Origin of the sequence: Mesorhizobium denitrificans (genome assembly GCF_003403035.1) — a bacterium.
Taxonomy (GTDB): Bacteria; Pseudomonadota; Alphaproteobacteria; order Rhizobiales; family Rhizobiaceae; genus Mesorhizobium_G; species Mesorhizobium_G denitrificans.
In genome coordinates this window covers 22999-46643 of sequence record NZ_QURN01000017.1, presented here as the reverse complement: position 1 = coordinate 46643, position 23645 = coordinate 22999, and the positions used below count along the sequence as shown (strand labels likewise).

The following is a 23645-nucleotide window of genomic DNA, read 5'->3' as shown; positions in this document are numbered from 1 at the left end:
CCGCCGGCACCATTCATTCATTCTTCGTTGCCACAAAGCAGCGCTGCATCACCTGCAATAGGCTGATCACAATCAACAGCGCCTTTGAGCACCATGACCGAGCCAAAGATCTTCTCGGCAGTGGGTGAGAAATAGACGGTCCAGCCGCTTTTGGTCTCGGCCCCGCGATACATGGCGGCCCCTTTCGGACTGCCGGCAGCGGTGAAGGCAATAGAGAATACCTCTCGCATGTCATCGATCGTCAATGACCCGCTATAGGGCAGGAAAAGCTGTTTCCAACCCGTAGAAGGAAGCGCCCGCATTTCCGGCGTGTCAGATACAGCAACGTCCAATTTTTCACGGGCAGGCGAGATGTTTGCAGGTATGGTGACCGCCCTCCTCAATGCCACTGCATAAACCTCTGCGAGCGACAACGGCTTCTGGCCGCGCGCTCCACCATCCCCGTTGTGCATGCTATTTCCCCGCTGCTGCAGGTGACATAGATCACACGCAGCAGGAAAGGAAACAGGAAACGATGGACCAGTGACAGAGGGTATTACATCTTCTGCTCGATTCCGAGCACATAGACCTGTCTTGGTAAGGTCCGCGATGCGGGGGGTTGCATCAACCAAGCGCACTCTAAGTACATTGAGTTACACGGCTTCTCTCGCGTCAAGAGGTCGCCCTTGGAGTCAACGTCTGTTTAGAGCATCCTGACATGTGTGGATCCGCCAGCGAAGGATGCGAAAGTTCAAGTCCCTGCTCTAACGGCTACGATCGCCGCGATCGCGATCTTTCGGAGGGGTCAAAACCACGCGGGACGGAATCTGCCGCTCCGGCTGCTTTTCCTCTTCCCGTTCTTTCGCTGGGTCACGACCCCGCTCGTGACGATCGTCGACAACCGTCCTGCCCTGATTGGCCTGGGCGATACGCGAAACGTCTACGCTGCGATTGATCGACGTGCGGTCGATTTCACCCTTCTCGAGTACGGCGTCGCGCCCGGCGGCCGATTTGGTCGACGTTGCATTTGAGGCCCTGTCGTCGATCCGCTCTTTCCCCTTGGCAACACGAGAGTCGAGCTGAAGCTTGACGATCTTGTCGATGACCTTGGTCGCGGATTCGAAAATCGCGCGTTCCGTGGGGTTGGTGATCGCTTTTGCGACGGCGGCCGCCGAGGTTGCGATCGCGTCCATCGCGGTTTTTGCCTGGTTGGAGGTGATGGGTGTGTTGCGCAGCATATGGATTTCTCCTTTCTCGTGCAAAGGCAGTTCGCCGTGCGAGACGGCATCTTCGAGGCGGCGATATTCGCGCCGCAACCCGATCGTCAAATCCCTGGAGAGCTCGCGCGCCGTGCTCGGCTGCGACCGGTCGTTGCCGATAGTGTCCAGCATGTCGATGACACGGCCGAGCGCGTTCTTCGATGTGTTGAAGCGGTCGACGCCGGCCTGTATTGTTGGCGCAGTCGGCGTATCGCGGATCTTTTTCATGACCTTGGTCATGACGTTGGGCGGGGTATAGGCGCCCATGCGGCGGAACATCTCCCATTCCCAGCGTTTGACGGGAGGCGGACCGGCCCGATCCAGGCGCTTCTGGTGATCGATGGCCAGACCGCGGTCGCGCGCCTTGTCGGCGAATCGCTCGCGCCATTCCGTGAAATCGCGAATGTTGGGATTGAGGCGGGTCCTGCCGGGGCCTTTTAGGCTGACGATGGCATGGACATGCGGGTGTTTGGTCACCTCGTGACGATTGTGGACTGCATAGGCGTATCGATGCCCATGAAATTGCGTCCCGAGGAAGTCACCTGCCGCATCGATGAACTTGGCGCGATCGACATTTGCAGGACCGGAAAGAAGCAGATGCATGAAGTCGCGGGGTTGTCTGCTTTGCAGAAGGGCGCCGACCGTGCGGCCCTCTCGCGTAAGTTCCTTATGATCGGCTGTCGTGATTGAGCGGCGTTCGCCTGTGCGTTTGTAGATCGGGGTTTTATTGCCGCGTTCGACCAGATGTGCGCGAGTCGACAGCGTGACTGCATTGTCCTGGCGCTGCATGGCGTGAAGGGTGGCGTTGAGCCCTTTGGGGCCGGATGCAAATTTGGCGGGATAGCGGGATATTGGTGCGATCCCCTGCTCCGCGAGGCGGGTGTCGATACGATGATCGATTGCCCGAACCGTTTCGATCGACGCCGGAATGTGTCGGTCGGTCGTGCGGTCAGCCCGGTCCGATTTTTCATGAGCCAGGACAACGGCAAGCTTGAGTCGCATCTGATCTTTCACGCCTGGGCCAATGCTGTAGGCGTAGGTGCGTTGAGTGTCGCCGTCCCGGAAGATACCGTCGTGTGCCAGATCGTCGAGCGCCCTGACAATGGTTTCGCGGTCAGTGATCGGTAGTTCATAGGTGAGGAAGAGAATGTCCTTCGAACCCTCGCGCGTCGTGAAATCTCGTTCCCATTGTGCGAGCGCATCCTTGATGCTGACGACCTCACGGCCGTCCTGGTCGATCGCCCGCTCTTCCTTAGACTGGTATTCGAGAATATTGCGCGCGGAACCTGCGCCGGCGCCATAGGACAGCACTTTGACGACGACGGCATTGTGGCCGGTGGCTCGGCTCAGTGCGGTGCTGGCAGCATGGAGGCCAGGTCGTGATCTGGTCGAGCTATAGGGGCGACGAGAATGAGGGGTCCGTCCACCGCCAACACTGCCACCCCCTGCTCCGCCGCCACGGCGATCATCCTCGATCAGTTCGTGGTAGAACGGCAGGCGACGCTTAAAGCGGGAGGGATTCCTGCGTGGCTTTCTCATCGTGCGCGGCGATCAATTCTTTTACTATCGTATAAGATCGCACAAAAGCGGCGTCGCGGATAGAGTCGATTGCGCGCGCAATCTCATCGAGTTTTTCCAGCACCCGGATCGTGTCCTGGCCGGTCGAGACGACCTCATCGCGCATAAGATCCCGGTGGACCTGCGCGATATCCTTGATTATCAGGAAGATGTGCTCAAGCTTCTCATCATGGGTTTCGAGCATGGCGGCTGTTTCGGTGAGATCGCGCGTGACGATAAGGCGCGCGATCAGACCAGGGCTGCTTTCGACGCGCTGAGCAAGCGCTGCCAATTGATCCGACAGTTGGGCAGGCAGCCGAAACATGACCGGAACGCTGGCCATGTCATCCCTTGTCGCGCTCAAGGCCGGCGAGGATGTATTCCTCGATCAGCGTCGTGTACCGCTTGCCACGCGATCGCCCAATGATGAAGAGGCGCGTTACCACATCGTTATGGAGCTGCAAGTTGACGCGCGCATAGTCGGGGGATTTTGATTTGTTTCGTGCAACCGGCGCAGCGGGCGTTGAAGGCTTCGGTCGAGAGCGCGCAACCGGTAGCGGCGGTTGTTGTTCAGGCTCCCCATCGGCGGGATGCCTGGTCTTCATCGTGCCGGAATTTGCAGGCGAGGCCGAGGTCAGTTGGGCAAGTGACACCGGTGTCGGCATGAATGCGACCGCTGGATCGTCTGGCTCTGCCGGAGGTTTTATCCTGGCGATCTGAACGATGCTGGTGCCGACCTCGATGCGCTCTTTGGGGACCTTTCCCATGTTTATGCTCCGATGAGCGAGATGAATTCGTTATTCAGACCCTTGATCTGATCGATCGCATCGAGAACGCTCTCTCGGGCGCGCCTCTTGGCGGATGGCGCCATGTTGGCATTGGCGTCGATGGCGCGGAGCTTGGTGTAGAGCGTGCCAAAGCCAGCGACAACGTCGCTGAAATGGTTGGTTTTGCGAATGACCGTTTCAAAGAGCGGAACGTTGCCGCTTGAGAGAATCTTGGTCACTTCGGGAATGGCACGGTTGCTTCTCAAGGCGATGTGATCGACATGGTTCCAAATCGCCGCATGTGGCGTCACAGGCGCGCCACGCGAGACTGCGATCTCGTTCAGCAAGCGGGAAATATTGATGGCTTGGGTCGCGCTGGTTGGCTCGAGGATGACGGGGATTACAACCGCATGCACGCGCTTGAAGACTTCAACGGCACGGTCGTGCGCATAGCCACTGACATCGTAAATGTGAATATCGGCAGGTGGGGCTAGCGCCAGGCAGTCTTGAAGGTTCTGCTCTGGGGAAACAGAGACAACTTCGAGGTTGTCCGTATCCGTGATCAGCTTGCGCGCCTTTGACGTCATGTACCAACGATAGGAGGATTGCTGCAGGTCGCAATCGATGATGAGGGTCTTGTTACCCTGGCTGCCAAACTCGGCGCCTAGGTTGATGCTCAACGCCGTTTTGCCTGCGCCACCCTTGAAAGTGGAGAGAGCGAGCGAGACAGCCGGCTGCTTCGGTGTGATGGTCATCGGACAATGAGCCCACTTTGTATTTGGGACCGTGGCGACGATGAAACGGCGCAGGTGCCAGTTTTTAACTTATACGATAGTATAATTTCAGCCTTACTCATGCCAGCATTGACGCCATCGCGCAAGAGCGGATTCCGCAGGCAGCGCAATCGCGCAACGCCGCAATCCGACGATCGCACAATCACGCATTGCGTGAACCGGCATTTACCGAAATGCGGCGAACGCATATTGGCGGAATGACACAAACGCGGATTGTCGCAATGACGCATATGCGCAATGCGTTAATCGCGCAGTCGCGGATTCCCACAATCACGCAATCGCAGATTTCGGCACGGCTGCGCCCTTCGAGATGATCTCGATAAGCAGCAAATCAACATCTACGGGGAGCGGAGCGACGAAGCACCCGCCGGGTGCAACGGCTATCTGTATACAGATAGCCTATCCTGCCATTTTCATGAGTAGGCGGGTTAGCCTGCGCCGTCGCCAATAATCGAGCCGCGAGACTGCTTGCAGATCGCGGCTCGATTATTGGCCGATGTCCGACGGAGCCTTCGGTCGCAACGCGGCCGAAGGGCGAGGAGTGACAGCGATTCACGGCGCGGGCAAACCCGCCTACTCATGAAAAGTCCGAAGCGAACGCCGAGATAGCGTCACGGCGAGCAGCCAAAAGCGTAGCGCTTGGCTGCGAAGCTGCAGCGTCCATCGAGGCGTGAGCGCGCCGCCAGGGCAGGAGCGAAGGCGTCAGCTGCGCAGGCTGACGCCGAGCGAACTGCCCGGCTGCATTGGCGAAGTCGCGGCAGCGTCCTTCTACCGGCCCGAAAGGCCGGCTGCGAAGCAGTCCGAAAGGAGTGGGGGGTCTTGGGGGGAGAGGCGGTTAGTCTCTCCCCCCAGGGCAGGCCGGCGTGCTCGATGCGCGGCGGCCTGCCACTGCGCGTCATCGCGGAAGTGTGCTGAAGCGTTTATAGGATTGAAATCGACAGGCAGCGTGCGCCGCCTGTCGATTCTTGGCCGCACTCTCAATCGTGGCCTTGCAGGTCCTCGTAGCACTCCGGGTCTACGTCTTCCTCCTCATGCGGGAATGAGGATTCGTTGGCGTAGGCATTGAAGCGTATGCCGGTCTCTGCGGCGATGTCGGCGATGATCTTGCAAAGGCCGTTCAGCCGGTCGTCGCCGATCTTAATCCGTGGCGGATCAAAATCGTGCAATGAATACCAGTGACCTGTGCGGAGGTCGTGCCACTCCTTTGTTTCCCAGTCGATGAAGATGTGGTTGTCGATGAGGTCGATTCCGTCGCAAGCCTCCTGATAGCAGGTGAGTTCCTGCTCCGCGCACCAGATCGTTTCGCCGAGGTCTTCTCGGTTCGCATCGGGATCGGATGCGAGTGTATGTTCGGCAGCAAGGATACGCCGTGTCACGCGAATGAGTTCGTCGAGTTCGACCACGAGCTTGTCATGGGCGCGGCGGCTGAACTCGTCATCGCAGGAGAGGCGGTTCGCGAGGGCGAGAATTCTGAAACCCGCGAACTTTGCATAGAGGTCCAAATATTCGAAGTCAGGCATAGACGCCTCCTTTTTCGTTTCTGATGGCAAAGGTCCGCATCGGCGGACGAGGGGGAAAGGGATCGCGTTCGGGTCCTCGGGGAACAGAGCCTTCCGAGGGTGGGCACATTATCCTGATGGTGAAGCTGTTCGAGGCGTGGGGAGGAAGGGCGCGCAGCACCCTTCCTCTTGCTTCTCATTCGATATCCGTGAGGAAGATGTCGATGTAGCGCGCAAAATGCTCATCCTCAGCCTGCGCCTTTGCGATCAGCGCAGCCAGTTGGGCTTTGGCGGCGATGCGCTCCTTCTTGGTGAAATAGCAGTGCCGGAGTTCGGCGCGCAGTTCGATGATCTCGTCCATGGTGGTCATGTCGGTCGTCTCCTCTGATCGATGACGACAGGCATTCATCGTTTATCGACGAGCGGGTCAGGGACCGCGAAGCGGCCGCCGGAGGCGGGGAGTGGGGGAACCGATTTTGCGAACGGCCCGCAGGGACGCGGCCGCAGGCCGGCAAAATTGGGGGAAACCGCTCATCCTTGACACGCGAGGAGGTCCGATAGACTGGGACGTCATTGAGAGAGAGTAATCACGCGCGCGGTCCGCGCGCGTGTCGATATCCGGCGACCAGCCGGCGGGGGAGCGCGAGGGGCATCCCCTCGTTGCGACGGGAACCGGTCGATCCGGTTCCCGGGGCATTGCGAGATGGGATCGTTACCGAAGGCGGAAACCGCGAAGCGGGTTCCGTGAGCGAAGCGAATAGAGCCCGGTCGGCCGGAGGCCGGCTCGCCCGACTCAGCCTGACAATTTTGTCACCGATTCATCATCCGCATGAATCGGACGGGCAGGATCGATTCACAAGTCTCGTTGGACGTGAAACCTGAAGGGGACCAATGTCCCGCTTATGCTTGTCCAGCCCTATCGTCTCTATGTCGAACGCACAGATCCGGAGAAGAACATGGCGCGTTTCTACGTGCTGGCGATCGAAACGACGTTGTTCGGAACGCCATGCGTGACGCGCTGCTGGGGGCGGATCGGTTCGACCGGCCAAAAAAAGGTGCATCATTTTGAGAGTGAGAGGGACGCGGTTATCCTGTTCCTCGATCTGTTGCGCGTCAGGCGCTCGCGAGGATACAGGGTCCTGTATCATGCGCGCACAGCATAGTCTTGCAGATCGACGACTTGTGAGTGACGTCGTAGAACGATCATGACATCGAACACGTGCAGGCCGGCCGCCAGAGGCGGGCCGGCCTGCGTGTGTTGCGGATCGAGATCAGGAATGCAGTGTGACCGTCACCAGCGACTGGAATTGTGCATGCCACCGTCCAGCCTGATCGGGCGCTTCCCACGCCACGCCCGAAATTTGCCTGCCGATGGGATGTTCGATGATGATGGAGACATAAGGGATGCCCGATTTCGAAGCGACCTTGCTCCAGCCGTAGCCGAGGTTGACGAGGCCGCCGGCGTCGATCCGGTAGTCGGGTGCGTAGGCGTCGGTCGGTTCGACGCGCCGCAAGGCCATTGGCAGTATGGACGCTAGCTGCAGGTCGAGGTCGGGGTCGAGGCAACCGCCAAGCAGCATATCTATCAGGTGGACGGTCATCGCAATGCTCCTTCGGTTGGGAAAAGAAAAGGCCGGCCCCGTGTGGGGCCGGCCCATTCCGGATTACTCCGGGTCGTTCCAGAGGATGACCTTCTTGTTGTCTTCACCGCCGGGAGCGGGGGCGAGGTTGCCATAGACAACGCCGATCTCGGGGGCTTCGAGCTTGAAGGAGACGTTTTCCTTGCCGGAGCGCTGGGAGATGCGGTTCCAACCGGCTCCGATCTCGAACCCAGTGCGCTTGTTGATGACGCGGAAGTCGGGGGCGTCGTCGCGGGACTTGTTGGTGTTCGGCAGGACGGTGATCGGGGCGTTGACGCGGAGCGTGGCGAAGACGCCTTCCATCGAGCCATCGGACTTCTCGGTGAGCTGTGCGATCGTGGTGGCCATTGTAGTTCTCCTTTGTTGGATCGGGACCAATTCCCGATGGCGCCAAAGAAGGGGACCGTCCTGCCGCGGTCATCTCGGTGCAAATTCTGCAAAAATTCTATTATCCAAAAAATCAGCGGGCACGCAGTGCCCGCCACCAAGAACCAAAATCGAATTTTTCTGAATTTTCATCGAGTGAACCCCAAAGGGGTTGACCGCATTAGGCAGGCGGGCATCTACAAAGGCGACATGGAACGGGAATTGGCTCCGTTGCGACAACTGAAAGCAGCACCGGCCGCCATCGCCCGGCTGCTTCCGTGATGCCGGCGTGTCGCAGGCGTCGCTGCCGCCCTTGCTCAATGCCGCATCGTCTCTCGTCCGGCCACAACCCAACTCTGCGAAACCACCCGTTGCCGAGATCACTACGGGACGGGATCCTGGCGCAGCTGTTGGAACGCTGCTCCGTCTGGCTGAGCCGCGCAAACGTTCCTTCCGGCATGAACCGCCTTCGAAGGGAGGCTTCTTGTCGGCAACCTGGTGCTGCTCCGTGCATGTAGAACTCACGCTGGACGATCGTCTGGAGGGTCGGTTTCGGGCTGACCGGGACCGGCTGCTCGCGCGCCGGTCTTATCGGCCACCGGAAAGGAAGTGACGAAGGCAATTCGCCCGGGACAAGTGTCGGCAATGAGCGTTGTGGCCGGACTTGTCGGGAATGCCGCGATTGATTTTGCGCTGGGCCTGGAGGCCTCGCCCTGGAGTCGAACCAGGGATATGAGGATTTGCAGTTCTCCGCGTGGTCATTCCGCTACGAGGCCGTGCTTGAGAAACTGAGTCGCCGCAGCTAAGCATTTCTGAAATCTGCGCGCAGATGCGGCATGCTACTGAACCGCCATCCGCTCATCGGGCGTCATGAGCGCCTCGATCTGTTGACGGACGTCGTCGTCCCCGTGTCTGATCATCGCCTGCCAGCCAGCAGGATCGTACACCGTGCCGGCGGTGCCGCGGGAAACGTCGTAGACAACGCAGGGCGAACCAATAATGGCGAGGCGCAACACGTTCAGCGCGGTCTCGGGCGAAGCGCCGTCCCAGATCATCAGCCCAAAGTCCGCGCGGCGGGCCATTTCCATGTCCTTGGCCGCCTCGGCAGAATAGCCCTGCGCACTTTCCGACGGCGGGACATGGTAGGCGGCCCAGTCGCCAAGGTTGTTGCGGGGCTCTTTACCGGAGTGAAACACGCCGACGTGCTCATAGCGATAGCCTGCAAGCAGGCCTTGCGCTTCGGCGTCGACGCCGTGCGCGTCTCCGATCAACACGCCGTGCTCGGCAGAGACGATTGCGCAGATGCGCTCGATCGCCGGGGGCGGCAATTCGACTATATCGCATGATCCACAGATAAATATCATCGCCATTGTGGCTCTCCTTTCCTTTCAGCAAGCGCCACTCTCCGCAACCGCCCTCTCCCTCCAGCGAGGCAGAGCGCATTCGGCGCAACCGCTACGCGCGGCGTCGCCGCGCGGGGTACCGCGATTGAACGTCAACCACCGCACAGGTCATGATGTCAGGTGGGCGGAACACCACCCTCCGGTCAGGAGATTATGTGCAATTCGACCACGATAGCGTGGGGAGCGGGCCAATCGTGCAGAGCGACAAGCTTCGATCTGAGGGGCTCTCCGCTCTATGGCTTCTTTTTAAACCGCAAACCTCGGGGATCGAGCATGTCGGGTCCGAGCAACGCTTCGAAGGTCTGGATTTCCGCAGGGGCGACGTCCATGCGGTGTCGCACTGTCGCATAGCCGAAGAGAAAAAGGAGCAGCCAGGTCCCGATGGCGGCGGTCTCGATCAGGATGAAGGGAATGAAGCTGGTAAGGGCGACGAAATAAAAGACGTTCGTCGGAATACCGAAGAGCAAGTCTCGGGGATCAAAGATCAAGGGCATGAAGGCACCTCCGGCTGTGGCAGGCGTTAAGCGGAAGAATATGGTGCTCGTGCAAAAACGCAAATGCCGGGATCAGCGGTCGCGACCGCGGTCGTCCGATTTGGGCGGAGTCAGAACGATGCGGGCGGGGCTGTTGCGCCCTTCACCGGTGGCGCGCTTCACACCGGAGCGGATATCGGACCTGTCAGGGACTGAGCGGTCGAGTTCGAGAAGTTTGGACTTCGCGACAGGCTCAAGGGCGTGCCTGATAAGCGTTCCTACCCGCATATTCGCGGTGGGACGCTCCGCGAAATTTCTGTCGGAGACAGCCTGAACGAAACGCCCGTTGCCGATCAGGACGGTGCCGTAGGAGACGTCGAGGACCTGACCGGAGACCTTTTCGCCCTGCTTCGGAAAGCTGATTTCCGGCTTGTTCATGAAGCGCAAGACGTGCGCAGTTTGCGAGGTGATGCGGCCGAGGTCCGGATGGTTTCGGTCCCTGCCGATCTGATGAGCGGTGAGGATCGTCTTGATCAGGTCTTTGGGCTGGCCGATGGTGGCCTTGGCGAGTGCATCGCGGGTTTCTGCCGCGCGCTCCCAAAACGTATCGTGATCGAGTTCGAAGCCGCGATCCTTCGAGAACTGGCGTATGAGCGCGCCGACGGTGCGTGTATTGCCCTCACGGAATGGATGGATCTTCCAGATCGCGGTGATGTGGCTGGCGAATTTAGACGCCGATGTGAGCTTGTCTCTGTCGTCCCATTGGAATCTGGACAGCGCACTCATTTCGCGGTCGAGATCGGCATCGATCGTTTTATGATCGCCGTACTCGACGGATTTGCCGCCCAAGGCGACCTCGGGTTTTTCGAGATCGTAGGATCGGTGCTGCCCGGCCCATTCGTAGAAGCGGCCGAAGACGCGTCGATTGATCTCAAGAAAATGACGCGCGTCGTAATCGCCGCTCACGGGGTCCTTGGCAAGATCGACCAGTGCCGCGCTGGTGACGGCACGTTCGACGCGCTCATGAGCGACGGGGTCTGTGACCCCGAGGCGGTTACGAAGGACGTCTGTTCCGGGATAGCAGTATGGATCGTCGCCGCTCATGCGGCGGCGGTCTTGAGGCTGTCGCTGTAACGGTGCGCGTAGTGGACGACGTCATCGATCGTGATGATATCGCGCTGCAACGCCATGGACAGGAACTCGTCCATTGGCGTCAATTCGTTTTCGGATCCGCGCATGATGGCGCGGCTTGAACGCGTGTCCTCGTCGGACATGGCCTCGATATGGCGCGTGAACACGTCCGCATTGCCAGTCGACAGGAACGCGTTCATGACAGCTTCTACATGCGCGCCGGTTTCGACGATTGCAGGAATGGTGGCCATATCCAAGGTCCTCCTGGGGGCACGAATATAGCGATTTCGAGCTCGATTTTCCAGTGGGGACAGTCGATGCGTGGTCATGGCGAGCACCCTTTCCAACATAACGCATGAGAGGAAAATGGCGCTTATGCGCCATTCTCCGGAAACCGCCAGACAGGGATACCGAAGCGGCGTGCCTTGTCCGCGAGGTTGCCGGTGATCCCTGAACCGGGGAAGATGATCACCCCGCTCGGCATCACCGAGAGCAGTTCGTCGTTTCGGCGGAACGGGGCCGCCTTGGCGTGCTTGTTCCAGTTGGGACGGAAGCCGATTTGTGTGACGTGGCGCGTGTCCGCCCAGCATCTTGCGATGCGCTCGGCGCCTCTGGGCGAGTCACCATGCAGGAGCACCATGTCCGGGAACTTTTCGTGAGCCCGGTCGAGCGCATCCCAGACGGCCTCATGGTCGTTGTAGTCGATGCCGCCGCCGAAGCCGATCTTGGTGCCGGCGGGGATCATGATCTCGGTTTCGGCGCGACGCCGGGCGGACAGGAAATCGCGACTGTCGATCATCGCCGCGGTCATGTTGGCGTGGCTGACTTTCGAGCCGGTCCGCGGACGCCAGGCCGATCCGGTCTGCGCCTCGAACAGGTCCGCCGCATAGTCGCGCATGAACTCGAAGGCGTTGCGGCGCTCGAGGAGCGTGATGCCTTCGGCGACGTGGCGTTCTAGCTCGACGCTCTTGACCTCGCTGCCATCCTGTTCGGACTGGCCTCGGCGCTGCGCGTCCTCGTTGCGCTGAAGCTCGCGCTGGATCCGCTCGCCGGCGCGGTGGAAGAGATTGACCGTAGACCACAGCAGGTCTTCGAGATCAGGCTCGAGCCGCGTATCGCCGAGCATCTCGAACATGGCGTCGAACATCGCGGTCAATGCCGACTGGACTGCCGGCTCTTCGGGAAGCGGCCGGGGATCTGGCTCGTCCTGCAAGGGTCGATGGCCGTAGAGCTGCATCTCGTAGATGAAGCGGTCGGTCGGCGACGATTCGTGGTGCGGCTCGAAGGCGTCGTCGGGAGGAAGCGAAAGGTTCATGTCGGTCTCCGTCCTGTTTGGGCCGCGCCTCTCGCGGCCTGACGGCGATCCACACCGTGAGGCGGTCGGGCCGGCACCGCGGCGCCCTTGCGCCGCGGCCCAGCGAAGCGCCGGACGGCTTGCCGTTGCCTGCCCCGGCCGCAGCGCGGTAAGGATCGCCTCCCGGCAGGCCCGCGGGCGCGGCGCAGCGGGCGGAAGCTGGCCGCAACCGCGCCCTTCTCCGCGCCGCCCCAGCGGCAGCAAGCGTGGCCGGAGCGACCGGATTACGAGGAGAGGAAGGCCCGCGCGTCTTGCGGGGCGAGCTGTACCCGCAGATGCTCTCGAAGCCGTGCGGCTCCCAGCCGGCGGAGATCCTCGTTGAAATCGCCAAGTTCGGGCGTGAGGACGAGCGGCACGATCCCGAGCGCCTGCGCGCGTCGACTCAAGGCTCGAATGCCGTGGCGGCCGGCGGCGTCGGCGTCGGCAGCAATGTAGAGGCGCTGGCAGCCGTCGGCCAGGCGAAAGGCCGCGAGGTGATTGGCGGCCAACGCTGAAACCGCCGGCATGGCCGGCAGCATCTCGGTTAGCGACAGCATGCTTTCGAGTCCTTCGCCGGCGATCAGGACCGGTACGGGGCGGTCGAACGGGAAGTCGAAGCGCACGGCGTTGCCGAGAAGGCCACCCAGCGCGCGGCGTGGTGTTTCAACCGCGGCCTTGCCGACGGTGCGCGGATCGAGCGCTGAGCATTCAAGGTAAGTGCGATGGACGCCGGTGATCGTGCCGGCAGCATCGGTGACGGCAGCGATGAGCGCCGGATAGCTGGTCGTGTGGCCAGTCCTGAGATCTCGATAGTAGCATGACGGATGGAACCGCAGCGACGAATGTCGAGCGGCCTGCAGGATCGCGCGCTGGACAAGATACCGCTCGGCCAGCGTGCCGGCGATCGGCTGCGTCATGCGCAGCAGACGTCGGGCCCGCTCGGCCGCGGGTCTGCCCTCGGCCTGATAGCGGGGACTGTCGTCGGAGCCCGATGCCGGCTCCGGATGTGGTTCGTTGAGGAAGCGGCGCGCCTCGTCGGCGACATCGCGAAACTCAACCAGTCTGCAGGACTCCCGGACAAGGTCGAGCAGATCCCCGAACTGGTCTGTGGCCGCATCCGCCCAGCGGCCCTTTCGCGGACCTTTCAGGTGGACATAGAGCGAGCGGCCCCTGCTGTTGGTGACATCGCCGACAATCCAGTAATTGCCGGCGATGTGGCCGGCGGAAAGATAATGGCGGCAGACCGCCTCTGCGTGTTCCGCAAGACGGTCCGCCAGTTGCGAGGCGGACAGCATGGCATACGCCTCTTCACTGCCGGCTTTCGACGGCGAGCAGGCGATGGCGATGCATCAGCTTCTTCAGGATTGCCGAGCCGTCGTCGGTGACCGGCACGAAGAAGCGAAGCTTCCAGCTGATCATTTCGGAAAACAGGCCGATGGATTTCAGCCAGTCGCGCATGCCGTCGGAGAATCCGATCAATTCGACGCGATGGTCATTCATGACGCGGACACGGCGCAGCGTCATATCGCCGGCGAGGCTGATGACGGATGTGCCGTCGAGCACCGAATTCCACGCCTGTTGGGCGCTGACGACTTCGGTCTGGTCGATGCCGAAATTTCGGCACAACCGGGTCAGGCCGGAAGGTGCGATCAGCCGGCCGATAATGCCTTCGCCGGCATCGGTTCGCAGGCGATAGACACGGCAGAAATCCTGCGGCAGCAACTTCCAGATCGGCAGAAGCAGCCCGGAGACGATATGCATCGTCGAGGTCGAGAATTCTGGAACAGAGGCGACCTCGGCGTCCCACGATGTCGCGAAGACGCGTTCGTCCGCTTCTTCCCAATTCGTTTCTGCGAGATGCTTCACCTCGAAGCGGATCTCATCCATGGGACGGATCAGTGCGACGCGTGGGACGACGGTTCCGTCTTCATGCATGATCGATCTAGTCGGGATCATCAGTGCGGCGCGGTGCGATTTGGCGTTTGCCATGAACTTCGCACGCGGGTCGCACTCTGCAATCCTTCGGACGTCGGCCAGCGTCATCGGCTTGTTGCGATCCATACGGTTGATAGTAAGCAGATGTGACTGCGCACCTGTAACCGGATGGGTATGTATGAGCTTGCGATCTTTGACCGTCATGCTGTCGGCCGATAGCGTCTCGAGTCCCTTGTCATAAATTCCGGCCGCGATCGCCCCTTCGATGCGGGCGGCGAGCAATTGCTCGAACGCTTCGAACAAGAGGTTCTGCATACGGATCGTCAGTGCCAGCATTCTGTTGAGGAAGGTTTGGATTGGCGGCAGTTCGTCCTTCAGTCCGCCCTCCTCCGAGAGCAGTGACAGTCCGGTGATGCTTTCGAAGTGGTCCAGAGAGCAGCCTTCGATCTTGCCGGCGTAGAGAACACCATAGAACTGCCTGAGCGCATCACGGGCATATTGAGATTCGAGATTGTCCTCGGAGCGGAACATGTTCTGGCCACCGGTCTGCCGCTGGCCACGCGTGATGGCGCCGAGCGTGTCGAGGCGGCGTGCGATCGTGGACAGAAAGCGGCGTTCCGCCTTGACGTTGGTCGCCAGCATGCGGAAGCGTGGTGGCTGTGCCTGGTTTGTTCGATGGCTGCGACCAAGGCCCTGGATTGCCACATCGGCGCGCCAGCCCGCCTCGAGAAGGTTGTGCAGGCGTGGGCGCTGGTTCTTGCAGCCAAGATCCGCGTGGTAGGATCGTCCGGTGCCTCCGGCTTCCGAAAAGATAAGGATCTGCTTCTCGTCATCCATGAACGCGCGGGTCTCGTCCAGATTCGCGCTCGCCGGACGGCTTTCGACGGCGAAGCGCGCAATCGTCCCGCCGTCGTCGTGACGCACGATGCGGCGTGATCGGCCGGTGATCTCGGCGATACGGTCCGCCCCAAAGGTCTGAACGATCTGGTCGAGTGCGGTCGGGATCGCCGGGAGGCTGCCCAGCCGTTCCATGAGTTCGTCACGCCGGCGTTCGGCTTCGCGGCAGATAACGGGATTGCCTTCTGCGTCATAGACTGGACGCGAGCAAAGATTGCCGTCATCGTCGGAAAACTCTTCGAACAGCTGCGTCGGGAACGAATGCATCAGGTAGTTGGCGACAAGCTCTCTTGGCGTCACGTCGACCTGGATGTCGTTCCATTCCTCCGTCGGGATCTCGGCCAACCGGCGCTCGGTAATTGCTTCGCCTGTGGAGACAATCTGGATGACCGCGGCATGTCCTTCATCGAGATCTTTACGCGTGGTCGCAATCAGGCTTGGGGTCTTCATGCTGGTGAGAGTGTGGTTGAAGAAGCGTTGCTTCGAGCTTTCGAAAGCCGAGCGCGCCGCTGCCTTGGCGTTCTTGTTGAGGGTGCCGCCCGCGCTGGTGATACCCGCGGCCTCCATCGCCGCATCGAGGTGGGTATGGATCACCTGAAACGCCTCTGCATAAGCGTCATAGGTACGAACCTGCTCTTCGGTCAGCTCATGTTCGAGGATATCGTATTCGACGCCTTCGAAGGACAGCGAGCGTGAGGCATAAAGGCCCATCGCCTTCAGATCGCGGGCAAGCATTTCCATGGCGGCAACGCCGCCGTCTTCGATCGCGGCGACGAATTCCGAGCGCGTGGCGAATGGAAAATCGCCACTGCCCCAGAGGCCAAGACGCTCTGCATAGGCAAGGGATTCGACTTCAGAAGCGCCGGTTGCCGAAACGTAGACGACACGCGCATCGGGCAGCGCGCGCTGCAGGCGCAGGCCCGCCCTGCCCTGTTGCGATGCCGCCTTGTCGCCGCGATCGGTTTTGCCGCCGGCGGCATTGGCCATGGCATGCCCTTCATCGAAGATGATGACCCCGTCGAAAGCGCGTGACTCGTCGGGTGAGATTCCGACGCCGTCCTCGCCTTCGCAGAGCCAGTCGACGATCTGTTGGACGCGGGACCGCTTGCCTACGCGCTCGTCCGTCCGAAGCGTTGCGAAGGTCGTGAAGAGGATGCCTTCAGCAAGCTGGATCGGCCTTCCCTGCCGGAATCGCGACAGCGGCGTGATAAGGAGCTTTTCCTGCCCGAGGGCGCTCCAGTCGCGTTGGGCGTCCTCGATCAGTTTGTCCGATCTGGAGATCCAGACATGGCGTCGCCGGCCCTTCAGCCAGTTATCGAGGATGATTCCGGCGGCCTGTCGGCCTTTGCCAGCGCCGGTTCCGTCGCCGAGATACCAGCCGCGGCGATATTGAACAGCGCCTTCCCCGTCCGGCTCGGTCGCCGTCAGGTTGTCGAAAGAAGCATCGACCTTCCAGTAGCCGGACAAATAACCGGAGTGGGCTTCGCCGGCACAAATGACGCTTTCGAGCTGTGCATCCGAGAGTGCGCCGCTGGTGACAATGTGTTTTGGCAGATACGGCCGATAGTTTGGCTTCGGCGGCGCAACAGAGGCCATTGCGATCGACTCGACCAGCTTGTCCGGATGCGGTTTGGCGTCGGGAATACGGATGGATTGAAGCTGGTATGGCTCATAGATACCATCCGCTGCCGGAACGGTGGATACGGGTTTTGTGTCGCGAAGGTCGTAGTCCAGCTCTACGGCGTCGCCATTGGTGAAGGCAATGGCCCTCGGTCGTATCCTGTTCTGCGCTGTACGAAACTGATGGGGCGGTCGCGCTATGGCGGCCGGACGCATCGGGTCGGCAGCCTTTCGTGCGGCCATCTTGGCCGCGACATCGCGCAGGATGCCGTTCGAGAGAGCGCCGATGGAATTTCCCGCCGTGGAGGGTGAGCGTGGTGGCAGGTCCATCACCCAATCGAGCAAGGTATCAAGGTCGGACGCGATATCCTTCGATGCGATCAGCTTTTTTGGATCGCCGGCGGGGATCTTTTCGATGACGGTCAGGCACGTTTCCGTCGTTGTGCCATGGCGGGCATACAAGGAACCGGAAATACCCGCGCTGAACAGCACCGTGCCCTGCTCCTGCAAGCGCATGAAGCCATCGCGCCATTTCGGATTGTCGGGAGAGAGGCTGGAGCCGGTGATGGTCACCAGCCGGCCGCCGGGAGCCAGGCGCGCGAAGGCGGACTGGAGATGGCGCCATGCAGCGTCGGTGACAATACCCTCGACATTTACGCCGGCCGAGAAGGGCGGATTCATGATCACAACCGTCGGCCGGATCGACCGATCCAGGTAGTCATCAATGTGGGCTGCGTCATGCCGAGACACTGTAACGCGCTCGAAGAGATGTGTGAGGATGCCGTTGCGGACCGGCGCGTATTCGTTGAGAAAGAGCCGGGTGCGGGCGAGTTCTGCCCAGATCGCCATCAGTCCCGTGCCCGCGGACGGCTCCAATACGACATCGTCGGCCATGAGCCGGGCAGCAAGCGCGGTAATCCAGGCAAGCGGCATCGGCGTGGAAAATTGCTGCAGGGACTGGCTTTCCTGGGAGCGGCGGGTGTGGGTCGGCACCAGCGCTGCGACCTTGATGATCATGTCGAGTGCAGAGTGAGGCAGGTTTTGGCCGCCGGCGATCGCCTTGCCAAATTTGCGCAGGAACAGGATCTGTGCTGCCTCGGTCGCCTCATAGGCGTCTTTCCATGTCCATAAGCCCTCGGCGTCACTACCGCCGCAGGCATTGGTCATGCTGGCGCGCAGCTCCGTAGCACCGATGGCATGACCGCGTTCGAGGAGTGGGAGGAGATCCTGTGCGGCTCGGCAGATCTGGTCGGCACGGCCGGGTGAAACGTGCGGCGCGGCGGCGTCGATGGCGGCCGACGAAGAAGCGATGTTCATGGAAAATCCTGTCGAGAGCGGGGAAAGGAGCGGCACGCCTGGGCGCTCTCTAAACCCGGCAGGCCGAACCCCTTCCGGGCCCCTCTCTCCCTCTGCGACCTACACGCTGGATCAGCTCCGCTGTCGGTCTTGTGGCTGCTCGCAGGCTAGTTTTAGTGCGCACGTTCGTTGGCTTTACTGGCTGAAATCTCTTGGATACTGAGCATCTCGCCAGAGGCGAAGCAAAACTGCCGACAAGTCGGATCGCCGGTGCTGCACCAGAATAAATCTGGAAAGCCGCTTCGATCTATTGTTCGTGGTGGCGGCGGCCGCGTAACCAGCTATACAGGTGCCACGTTTCAGGTCATTCCGGTCAAGGAAGGAATTATGAAACCACAGACCCGACCAGTGATAGTCGAAGTCAAACGCAAGCGTGGATTTCAGGACAGGGCACGCTCGATCTGGAGCGGCGTTGATCTATCGCGAGCGGTTGCCGAAGTAGCGGCCGAGGCTGGAGAACTGCACAATATGCAGTCTGTTGACTCCGTCGCACCATCCACGGATGTTGTTGAAGAGCAAATACCAGAGGGAGAACAGTCCATGGCCAATCCTCAGGAAGCAGGACTAGCGAAGGTCGACGTGCAAACTCCTGTAGCCGTGGAGGCGCCCAAATCGAGGGCGAAAACGCCTCGGGTGAAGAAGGCAAAACCAGAACCTGTGAAGCGGACCCCCAAAGCGGTATCCAAGGCTGTTGAGTCCGAGCCCGTAGTGGCTCCAGGCAAGCGCAGAACCTATTCGGGGAAAGAGCGTGCGGAAAAGATTGCGCAGATCAGAAAGTTGATCGCGGGCGGATCGAGCGTGAGGAGCGCCGTGGCAGAGGTGAAGATCTCGGAACAGACCTACTATCATTGGGTGAAAGCGGCACCACCCGGGGAGGAGAGCGACGACCTGAAGGATTTGGTCGCGCTTGAGGCAGAGAACAAGGAACTGAAGAAGCGCCTGGCAGAGCATCTGCGTAAGGAGAATGCCGAACTGAAACGCAAGCTCGGCATTTGAATAGTCATCGTCTTTATCGGCAGGGGCGAAGCGACAGGCGTAGAATTGCATCAGCAGCCTGTCAGCTGTGCGTGTAGCCATCGGTCTCCACGCACAGCCACATTCCGCACCATGGTACGGCAATGGCTCCATCGCCGGCAAAGACGGGAACGGCGAGTTTGCGGAAGGAACGATACGACAGTCCCTGGTTGTCCTGGTTCCATTTGTGATGGATAGCTTTGCGCTGTTCTTTGGTCACGTATGTCATGTGATCCTCCTCACAGCTCCAGGCAGCCGGACTGGATTGTTGATTTCGTCAGGTTTGGCCTGAGGCTGGTTGCCGGGGTTAGCCTTCATTGCGTTCCGGCCTTGGTATTGCTGTCGACGCGATCTATGAGGGCAAGGAGTTGCCGCTTGCGTATCTGTGCACGCGGGATCCATAGAGGGTCGCGCGTCGCGTCCTTGGCCGATCGCGTCGTGCTGCCATTGCTGATATTCTGGTTCGTGGAAGAGACCAGTCGCGGTGTGGTCGTCTATCGAATGAACCGATCGCGTTCTGAAGTTCTCATTAGGCGACGCCTATCGTGGCGGTCGCGAAAGAGAGATCGGTGGCGCGACGACGTGCAGCCGGAGCCTTCTTTTCCGTCGAGATCAGGTCTAGATGGCAGGCTGTTCGGTTCTGCGTTGGATGGCATCGTAGACCAGTTTGGGGACCACCCATCCGTTCACATAGAAGTACCGCTTGGCCTTTAGGCGAGCGATATAAGCGTCCTGTTCCTTTTGGGAGGACATTCGATTGAAATGGCTCCGCGAGTAGTCGATCATTCCGTCGCTTTCGGACAGATCAAGCGGACCGTCCTTCGCAAGTTCTACAATGTGGTCCCGTATTGATCGAACCTTCCCGTTGAAACGATATTGTTTGTCGAGAGCCGCATTCAGACGGCCAAGTCGCATTGGATCGAGGCTGTTAGTTTCGAACATAGGGGACTTCCTCGGTTTGCACGCGATCAGCTTGCGAAGGCAGGCGTGGGCGAGTTGCTTTCGGAAAATGGAAAGAAAGGCGGTTTCGATCTACGCCGCTGTGATCAGCGCGAGCGGCCGAACAGATCGGGCTGGTCTGAAGGGAACCAAACGCAGGTGAGCACCACAACGATTGTGGGATATCCGGTATGTTGTTTTTCATGATTGTCGCTCCTTCAGGATCGAGCGCGAGAGGACGCTCGGCGATCAGCTTGGCTTGTTTTTGGTATGGTCTGGTTTTCTTGGCGGGCGGAGTGACACGAGGACTTTGCCCTTCGCCCACGGCTCTACCGCCGTTCCGGCACCATAGAGATCGAGGTCGTGGATAGCGTTCCAGGCGGCAAAACGCGCTTGGTTGGCGGTGATCGGTTTGTCGACCCGCAGGCGTATCGTGATGAGGTGGGTTCTCTGTAACGTGGACATGTTGCTGTTCCTCCTTTGAACAGTGTTGAAGACGCCAGTTCGACAACCGCGGTCGGGACCTGGATTGGTCGCAACGCGGGCCGAATCCGTCGTAGGCGGATGCCATGTGAATGGGTCGCTGACGCTGTTCGCAGACAGGAGGCCGAAGAGCTTTGGAGGCTTGCCAGCTATCTGCTGAGCCTAGCGAGCGACGCGACAATCAGTGCGGCAAAACTTTCCTCGAGTTCAGCATCAACGCATGCCTCGGTGAGGTCGTTACTCGTGATCGGGCGGAACTCGAAAGCCGATGCGGACTCGTTGGCATTGAAACGATGGATGAACGCAGGCGGTTCAAGGGGGCCGTCGAAGTCGATGAGCATATCGTTGAGAAACAGGGCAGCGTGTTCGGCATGACCGCATGCTCCCGTCAAGACGACGAGCTCACCGCCAACTGCCCTTTGCAAGGCTCGGGCGACGATGACGCAACCACCGTCGAAAGGGCCGTGCCCAGTTCTCACGACCAACTTTCCATAGAGAACATCGCCGATTGCAGCCTTCAGTCGGTCCCACTGTTCAGGGTCCATTTCGATTGTCTCCATGGTCTTCGACCTTCGGGTTTGCTCCGTCAGCGTGGATCGAAAGAATGGGATTTACCGGTAAATGCGTCGCTCGACCCGCGCGATCACGGCGCGTGCGAGGTCTCGAGCTGCGACCTCTGCGTCAGACCAGGACTTGTTAACGGGCAAGGCCTCCAGTGCGGTCAACGCTGCCAGCATTTCATCATTGGTGTCGAGCATCGCGAGACCACGGACAATCTTGTCGCAGTCTTCATCGAACCGTTGAAGCCGGGTACGTGATCCACTGATCAGCGTACCGATATGGTGCTCGCATCCCGGTTGCAGCGAGAACAGGTTACGGCGGCCTGTGTGGACGGTTCCCGATGCAAGATAGTGGCCCGCGGTCAGATCTCCGGAAAGGTCAGTCATCGGCCCACTCCTCAATTCCTGCTATGATACGTTCTGCGTTGTGAAGGGCGACGCTCAGCGTGTTCACGCCCTCATCGCTGAGCGACAGACGCGGTTCGCGATTGTAGACGTTGTAACGGAAACCCATTGCGGCGGCGCGCAAACCCATTAACGTTTCGAGCAAATCGGGGCGACGTCGGTCACTGCGAATCGCAGTGCGAAGGCCGGCGAGAATGTCGGCAATGCCTTCCTGCGTATCATTGTCCTCGAAGCCTGAGATGAAGCGTTCGGCCTTTATGAGGGCATCAACGGTATCGTTGGGGTTGTCGACCGCATCGTGCGCGGCGGGCGATTGTTGGGCTTGAAAGGGTCGCGCCGTAACGGATGCGGGGTTATCCTGAGACGTCGGATCGGTAGCTGAGTTGAGGGCCGTACCGCAGTCAGCGCAGACGTCATCCCCTTCATTCCAATGGTTCGAAGGACATGTCTGCGGGGTGAACACGAAGTGCTTCCTGGGCGTCGCCGTTCGCTGGATTAGATAATTGACGGTGACGGGTTCGTGCTCGCGATGTTCCAGTATGAGATCTTCGACGTCGTCCCAGATGACTGGGCTCGAAATGCCGGGGTGGTCGGCGAAGGACGATTGAGACCGGTCCCTGTCGAGGACGTGATGGTCGAGGGAGCCGGATCCTTGTGCGTAGGGCGCTTCGTCGAAGACGAAAGCGGCAAACAGTGCTTTGCTGGCCATTATGTGTTCCTTCGATGAATCAGTCGCAGAGCGAGGTCCCGCGCTTTACCCGCGTGTGCGGCCGCGTGGACCTAGAATTCGATGTGGGCGGCGAAGTGGATTTCGACCGGGGACATCGTCGTATCGGTCTCTGCGCTTAATACGTGGTGCTACGACCGATGGACGGGCAGCCCATCGACTTCGTCGGCGTCGCAATCGAGAAGGATGTACGCGAACCCTTGTCGCCGGGCCCACGTCATGACCTCGAAGAGGTCATCCGGAATAGCGTCGTTTTCGGGAGCACTGTTCTCATCATGGGCATAGACGAACCATGCATATTCTCCATAGGGTCCGCCGAGGCATGGCCATTTGGAGTTTGGTTGGTCGTCTAGAGATTTGGCTGTCGCCTCCGAGACATGGGCGGTGGAGACGACGACGAATCTGCGCGTTTCATAGGATGTCATGACGTGTCCTTACCTAATGACGTGGAAATGCCCACCGGTTGGGAGGCCGGTGGGCATTGTGATCGGTGAAGGCGGTTGAATCGCGTGGTGCCAATCCGCGCGATAGAGAGCTGTAAGCTCAGACCAGAGCTGCTTCGGCGGCAGTGAAACGAAAACCTGCTCCGAGACGCAGGGGAACTCTACGGCTTCGCCCCAACCGCAGGTCCCTGCGGCCCTTCTCTTCCTCTGGGCGTCATGGGACACGCTACATGCCAGGTGCGCCTGTAGCGGGAGGACCTGTTATACACGCGCGATCGAGGAAGTTGCCGAGAGCGGTGTTCGTGAGCTTGGGTGCGAGCCTCGGATCAACGCCTCGGCACGGTGCGGGCGACGCCTGCGCGGATCGCGGCGGCGACTTCGGCGGCAATGCGCGACATGAACTTACGAGAAAACCGGCCGAGCGGTTTCGCGTCATCAATCGCCCAGGATGTCGCGAGATCGTCGGTGTTGAACTCGTCGACAATGATCCAGGCGGGCACATAGAGTCCTGCACGTCGGGCTTCCGTCTCTGGAATCTCTATCGTGCGCGCTCCAACTCGCGGCGGTTGGCTGGTTACCGGAAAAAGCAATGGTTTCGATTTTCCGTTTTTTCCTGCGACGATCATCATGACGCAGGTCGGTCGCACCTTGCGCCCGCTTTCCTCGCCTTTGTCGTGCTCGCGGGCCCAGAGGTAGGAGTACAGGATGACGTCCCCATGCTGGGGATCAACCATCGGTGTTTTCGTCCGCTGCTACGGCATCGAGACCAGCGAGGATTTCATTTCGCTCATCGCGAGTGAGATCCTCGACACGATATGCCCGCTGGGCGCTTCGACCGGCGAGACGGTCGAATTGCTCCGCCGTGAGCAGGACAAACTTGCGCTTGCCGCGCTTGGTGATTTCGACCGGGCCTCGGAAAGCTGCTTCGACGACCTCGCCCGAGCGGTTGCCGAGATCGGTCAAGGTAAAGCTCGACATTAGCCATCTCCTGTGTTCTCGCTAAAATAGGTGAATTAGCTATTTTCAGCAAGAGCAGTGCAACGGGGTGCGATCGAGCTTTGCAAG

General features: G+C 60.2%; 28 protein-coding genes and 1 tRNA gene. 2 read left to right on the top strand and 27 right to left on the bottom strand.

Going from position 1 to position 23645, the window contains the following annotated elements; all coding sequences use genetic code 11:
- Positions 1-17: 17 nt before the first annotated feature.
- The 7 genes from DY251_RS18620 to DY251_RS21670 all read right to left on the bottom strand — a co-directional run bounded on the left by DY251_RS18620 (position 18) and on the right by DY251_RS21670 (position 6225).
- Positions 18-413 (bottom strand): hypothetical protein, encoded by a 396-nt coding sequence (locus DY251_RS18620; RefSeq protein WP_147307462.1) that lies wholly within the window; start codon positions 411-413, stop codon positions 18-20.
- A 330-nt stretch (positions 414-743) separates the two neighbouring features.
- Entirely contained in the window at positions 744-2777 is a 2034-nt protein-coding gene (locus tag DY251_RS18615) for a hypothetical protein (RefSeq protein ID WP_116625423.1), read from the bottom strand.
- Positions 2743-3138, bottom strand: a complete 396-nt coding sequence (locus DY251_RS18610; RefSeq protein ID WP_116625422.1) for a hypothetical protein — start codon at positions 3136-3138, stop codon at positions 2743-2745. The genes DY251_RS18615 and DY251_RS18610 overlap by 35 nt, the downstream gene beginning before the upstream one ends.
- 1 nt (position 3139) lies before the next feature.
- Complete coding sequence (locus DY251_RS18605) at positions 3140-3562, bottom strand: hypothetical protein (RefSeq protein WP_116625421.1); 423 nt, start codon at positions 3560-3562, stop codon at positions 3140-3142.
- Between the two features lie 2 nt (positions 3563-3564).
- Positions 3565-4317 carry a ParA family protein gene (locus DY251_RS18600; protein WP_116625420.1) on the bottom strand — a complete coding sequence of 251 codons (753 nt, stop codon included), beginning with the start codon at positions 4315-4317 and terminating at the stop codon, positions 3565-3567.
- A 1016-nt stretch (positions 4318-5333) separates the two neighbouring features.
- Positions 5334-5876: a hypothetical protein gene (locus tag DY251_RS18595; protein WP_116625419.1), complete on the bottom strand. Its 543-nt coding sequence runs from the start codon at positions 5874-5876 to the stop codon at positions 5334-5336.
- A gap of 175 nt (positions 5877-6051) precedes the next feature.
- A complete protein-coding gene (locus DY251_RS21670) occupies positions 6052-6225 on the bottom strand; it encodes a hypothetical protein (protein ID WP_199498877.1) in 174 nt (57 codons plus the stop codon).
- Positions 6226-6757: 532 nt separating this feature from the next.
- Between DY251_RS21670 and DY251_RS18590 the strand changes: the two genes are divergently transcribed.
- A complete protein-coding gene (locus DY251_RS18590; protein WP_116625418.1) occupies positions 6758-7018 on the top strand; it encodes a WGR domain-containing protein in 261 nt (86 codons plus the stop codon).
- A gap of 108 nt (positions 7019-7126) precedes the next feature.
- On the opposite strand, the gene DY251_RS18585 is transcribed toward DY251_RS18590, so the two are convergent.
- The 11 genes from DY251_RS18585 to DY251_RS18535 all read right to left on the bottom strand — a co-directional run bounded on the left by DY251_RS18585 (position 7127) and on the right by DY251_RS18535 (position 17970).
- The gene (locus DY251_RS18585) at positions 7127-7456 is read right to left on the bottom strand and encodes a DUF736 family protein (RefSeq protein ID WP_158553280.1); all 330 of its coding nucleotides are present in this window, start codon (positions 7454-7456) and stop codon (positions 7127-7129) included.
- A 63-nt stretch (positions 7457-7519) separates the two neighbouring features.
- On the bottom strand, positions 7520-7843 hold the full coding sequence (locus tag DY251_RS18580; protein ID WP_116625416.1) for a DUF736 domain-containing protein: 324 nt from the start codon (positions 7841-7843) through the stop codon (positions 7520-7522).
- A 69-nt stretch (positions 7844-7912) separates the two neighbouring features.
- Complete coding sequence (locus DY251_RS21340; RefSeq protein WP_147307461.1) at positions 7913-8182, bottom strand: hypothetical protein; 270 nt, start codon at positions 8180-8182, stop codon at positions 7913-7915.
- A 379-nt stretch (positions 8183-8561) separates the two neighbouring features.
- Positions 8562-8637, bottom strand: a tRNA-Cys gene (locus DY251_RS18570).
- 63 nt (positions 8638-8700) lie between these two features.
- Entirely contained in the window at positions 8701-9231 is a 531-nt protein-coding gene (locus tag DY251_RS18565) for a hypothetical protein (protein ID WP_116625414.1), read from the bottom strand.
- 266 nt (positions 9232-9497) lie between these two features.
- Positions 9498-9758, bottom strand: coding sequence for a hypothetical protein (locus tag DY251_RS18560; RefSeq protein WP_147307460.1), 261 nt, complete (start codon positions 9756-9758; stop codon positions 9498-9500).
- A gap of 72 nt (positions 9759-9830) precedes the next feature.
- On the bottom strand, positions 9831-10841 hold the full coding sequence (locus tag DY251_RS18555; protein ID WP_116625412.1) for a Fic/DOC family protein: 1011 nt from the start codon (positions 10839-10841) through the stop codon (positions 9831-9833).
- Positions 10838-11119, bottom strand: coding sequence for a hypothetical protein (locus DY251_RS18550; RefSeq protein ID WP_116625411.1), 282 nt, complete (start codon positions 11117-11119; stop codon positions 10838-10840). The genes DY251_RS18555 and DY251_RS18550 overlap by 4 nt, the downstream gene beginning before the upstream one ends.
- Before the next feature lie 122 nt (positions 11120-11241).
- Positions 11242-12183: a DUF2493 domain-containing protein gene (locus DY251_RS18545; protein WP_116625459.1), complete on the bottom strand. Its 942-nt coding sequence runs from the start codon at positions 12181-12183 to the stop codon at positions 11242-11244.
- 263 nt (positions 12184-12446) lie between these two features.
- Positions 12447-13496 (bottom strand): DUF7146 domain-containing protein, encoded by a 1050-nt coding sequence (locus DY251_RS18540; RefSeq protein ID WP_116625410.1) that lies wholly within the window; start codon positions 13494-13496, stop codon positions 12447-12449.
- Positions 13497-13509: 13 nt separating this feature from the next.
- Complete coding sequence (locus DY251_RS18535; RefSeq protein WP_116625409.1) at positions 13510-17970, bottom strand: strawberry notch family protein; 4461 nt, start codon at positions 17968-17970, stop codon at positions 13510-13512.
- Positions 17971-18138: 168 nt separating this feature from the next.
- On the opposite strand from DY251_RS18535, the gene DY251_RS21820 reads away from it, so the two are divergent.
- A complete protein-coding gene (locus tag DY251_RS21820; RefSeq protein ID WP_245416030.1) occupies positions 18139-19005 on the top strand; it encodes a transposase in 867 nt (288 codons plus the stop codon).
- A 61-nt stretch (positions 19006-19066) separates the two neighbouring features.
- Here DY251_RS21820 and DY251_RS18525 read toward each other — a convergent pair whose 3' ends face one another.
- The 9 genes from DY251_RS18525 to DY251_RS18490 form a co-directional block, all read right to left on the bottom strand.
- On the bottom strand, positions 19067-19252 hold the full coding sequence (locus tag DY251_RS18525) for a hypothetical protein (RefSeq protein WP_116625408.1): 186 nt from the start codon (positions 19250-19252) through the stop codon (positions 19067-19069).
- Between the two features lie 389 nt (positions 19253-19641).
- Positions 19642-19965, bottom strand: a complete 324-nt coding sequence (locus DY251_RS18520; protein ID WP_116625407.1) for a hypothetical protein — start codon at positions 19963-19965, stop codon at positions 19642-19644.
- Between the two features lie 246 nt (positions 19966-20211).
- Entirely contained in the window at positions 20212-20427 is a 216-nt protein-coding gene (locus DY251_RS21335) for a hypothetical protein (RefSeq protein ID WP_147307459.1), read from the bottom strand.
- A gap of 167 nt (positions 20428-20594) precedes the next feature.
- Positions 20595-20990 (bottom strand): hypothetical protein, encoded by a 396-nt coding sequence (locus DY251_RS18515; RefSeq protein ID WP_116625406.1) that lies wholly within the window; start codon positions 20988-20990, stop codon positions 20595-20597.
- Positions 20991-21056: 66 nt separating this feature from the next.
- The gene (locus DY251_RS18510) at positions 21057-21392 is read right to left on the bottom strand and encodes a hypothetical protein (protein ID WP_116625405.1); all 336 of its coding nucleotides are present in this window, start codon (positions 21390-21392) and stop codon (positions 21057-21059) included.
- Positions 21385-22119 (bottom strand): hypothetical protein, encoded by a 735-nt coding sequence (locus tag DY251_RS18505; protein WP_116625404.1) that lies wholly within the window; start codon positions 22117-22119, stop codon positions 21385-21387. Before DY251_RS18505 ends, DY251_RS18510 begins: the two co-directional genes overlap by 8 nt.
- Before the next feature lie 149 nt (positions 22120-22268).
- Positions 22269-22562 (bottom strand): DUF5983 family protein, encoded by a 294-nt coding sequence (locus tag DY251_RS18500; protein ID WP_116625403.1) that lies wholly within the window; start codon positions 22560-22562, stop codon positions 22269-22271.
- A 344-nt stretch (positions 22563-22906) separates the two neighbouring features.
- Positions 22907-23314, bottom strand: coding sequence for a hypothetical protein (locus DY251_RS18495; protein WP_116625402.1), 408 nt, complete (start codon positions 23312-23314; stop codon positions 22907-22909).
- A complete protein-coding gene (locus DY251_RS18490) occupies positions 23307-23558 on the bottom strand; it encodes a type II toxin-antitoxin system Phd/YefM family antitoxin (protein ID WP_116625401.1) in 252 nt (83 codons plus the stop codon). The genes DY251_RS18495 and DY251_RS18490 overlap by 8 nt, the downstream gene beginning before the upstream one ends.
- Positions 23559-23645 lie beyond the last annotated feature (87 nt).

Coding starts and splice junctions, on each gene's coding strand:
- DY251_RS18505 (WP_116625404.1), bottom strand. CDS start 22,119: ATGGCCAGCAAAGCACTGTTTGCCGCTTTCGTCTTCGACGAAGCGCCC.
- DY251_RS18520 (WP_116625407.1), bottom strand. CDS start 19,965: ATGTTCGAAACTAACAGCCTCGATCCAATGCGACTTGGCCGTCTGAAT.
- DY251_RS21670 (WP_199498877.1), bottom strand. CDS start 6,225: ATGACCACCATGGACGAGATCATCGAACTGCGCGCCGAACTCCGGCAC.
- DY251_RS18510 (WP_116625405.1), bottom strand. CDS start 21,392: ATGACTGACCTTTCCGGAGATCTGACCGCGGGCCACTATCTTGCATCG.
- DY251_RS18500 (WP_116625403.1), bottom strand. CDS start 22,562: ATGACATCCTATGAAACGCGCAGATTCGTCGTCGTCTCCACCGCCCAT.
- DY251_RS21335 (WP_147307459.1), bottom strand. CDS start 20,427: ATGTCCACGTTACAGAGAACCCACCTCATCACGATACGCCTGCGGGTC.
- DY251_RS18550 (WP_116625411.1), bottom strand. CDS start 11,119: ATGGCCACCATTCCTGCAATCGTCGAAACCGGCGCGCATGTAGAAGCT.
- DY251_RS18600 (WP_116625420.1), bottom strand. CDS start 4,317: ATGACCATCACACCGAAGCAGCCGGCTGTCTCGCTCGCTCTCTCCACT.
- DY251_RS18615 (WP_116625423.1), bottom strand. CDS start 2,777: ATGAGAAAGCCACGCAGGAATCCCTCCCGCTTTAAGCGTCGCCTGCCG.
- DY251_RS18540 (WP_116625410.1), bottom strand. CDS start 13,496: ATGCTGTCCGCCTCGCAACTGGCGGACCGTCTTGCGGAACACGCAGAG.
- DY251_RS18490 (WP_116625401.1), bottom strand. CDS start 23,558: ATGTCGAGCTTTACCTTGACCGATCTCGGCAACCGCTCGGGCGAGGTC.
- DY251_RS18495 (WP_116625402.1), bottom strand. CDS start 23,314: ATGGTTGATCCCCAGCATGGGGACGTCATCCTGTACTCCTACCTCTGG.
- DY251_RS18560 (WP_147307460.1), bottom strand. CDS start 9,758: ATGCCCTTGATCTTTGATCCCCGAGACTTGCTCTTCGGTATTCCGACG.
- DY251_RS18580 (WP_116625416.1), bottom strand. CDS start 7,843: ATGGCCACCACGATCGCACAGCTCACCGAGAAGTCCGATGGCTCGATG.
- DY251_RS18595 (WP_116625419.1), bottom strand. CDS start 5,876: ATGCCTGACTTCGAATATTTGGACCTCTATGCAAAGTTCGCGGGTTTC.
- DY251_RS18590 (WP_116625418.1), top strand. CDS start 6,758: ATGCTTGTCCAGCCCTATCGTCTCTATGTCGAACGCACAGATCCGGAG.
- DY251_RS18585 (WP_158553280.1), bottom strand. CDS start 7,456: ATGACCGTCCACCTGATAGATATGCTGCTTGGCGGTTGCCTCGACCCC.
- DY251_RS18565 (WP_116625414.1), bottom strand. CDS start 9,231: ATGGCGATGATATTTATCTGTGGATCATGCGATATAGTCGAATTGCCG.
- DY251_RS18515 (WP_116625406.1), bottom strand. CDS start 20,990: ATGGACCCTGAACAGTGGGACCGACTGAAGGCTGCAATCGGCGATGTT.
- DY251_RS18535 (WP_116625409.1), bottom strand. CDS start 17,970: ATGAACATCGCTTCTTCGTCGGCCGCCATCGACGCCGCCGCGCCGCAC.
- DY251_RS18555 (WP_116625412.1), bottom strand. CDS start 10,841: ATGAGCGGCGACGATCCATACTGCTATCCCGGAACAGACGTCCTTCGT.
- DY251_RS18610 (WP_116625422.1), bottom strand. CDS start 3,138: ATGGCCAGCGTTCCGGTCATGTTTCGGCTGCCTGCCCAACTGTCGGAT.
- DY251_RS18605 (WP_116625421.1), bottom strand. CDS start 3,562: ATGGGAAAGGTCCCCAAAGAGCGCATCGAGGTCGGCACCAGCATCGTT.
- DY251_RS18525 (WP_116625408.1), bottom strand. CDS start 19,252: ATGACATACGTGACCAAAGAACAGCGCAAAGCTATCCATCACAAATGG.
- DY251_RS18545 (WP_116625459.1), bottom strand. CDS start 12,183: ATGAACCTTTCGCTTCCTCCCGACGACGCCTTCGAGCCGCACCACGAA.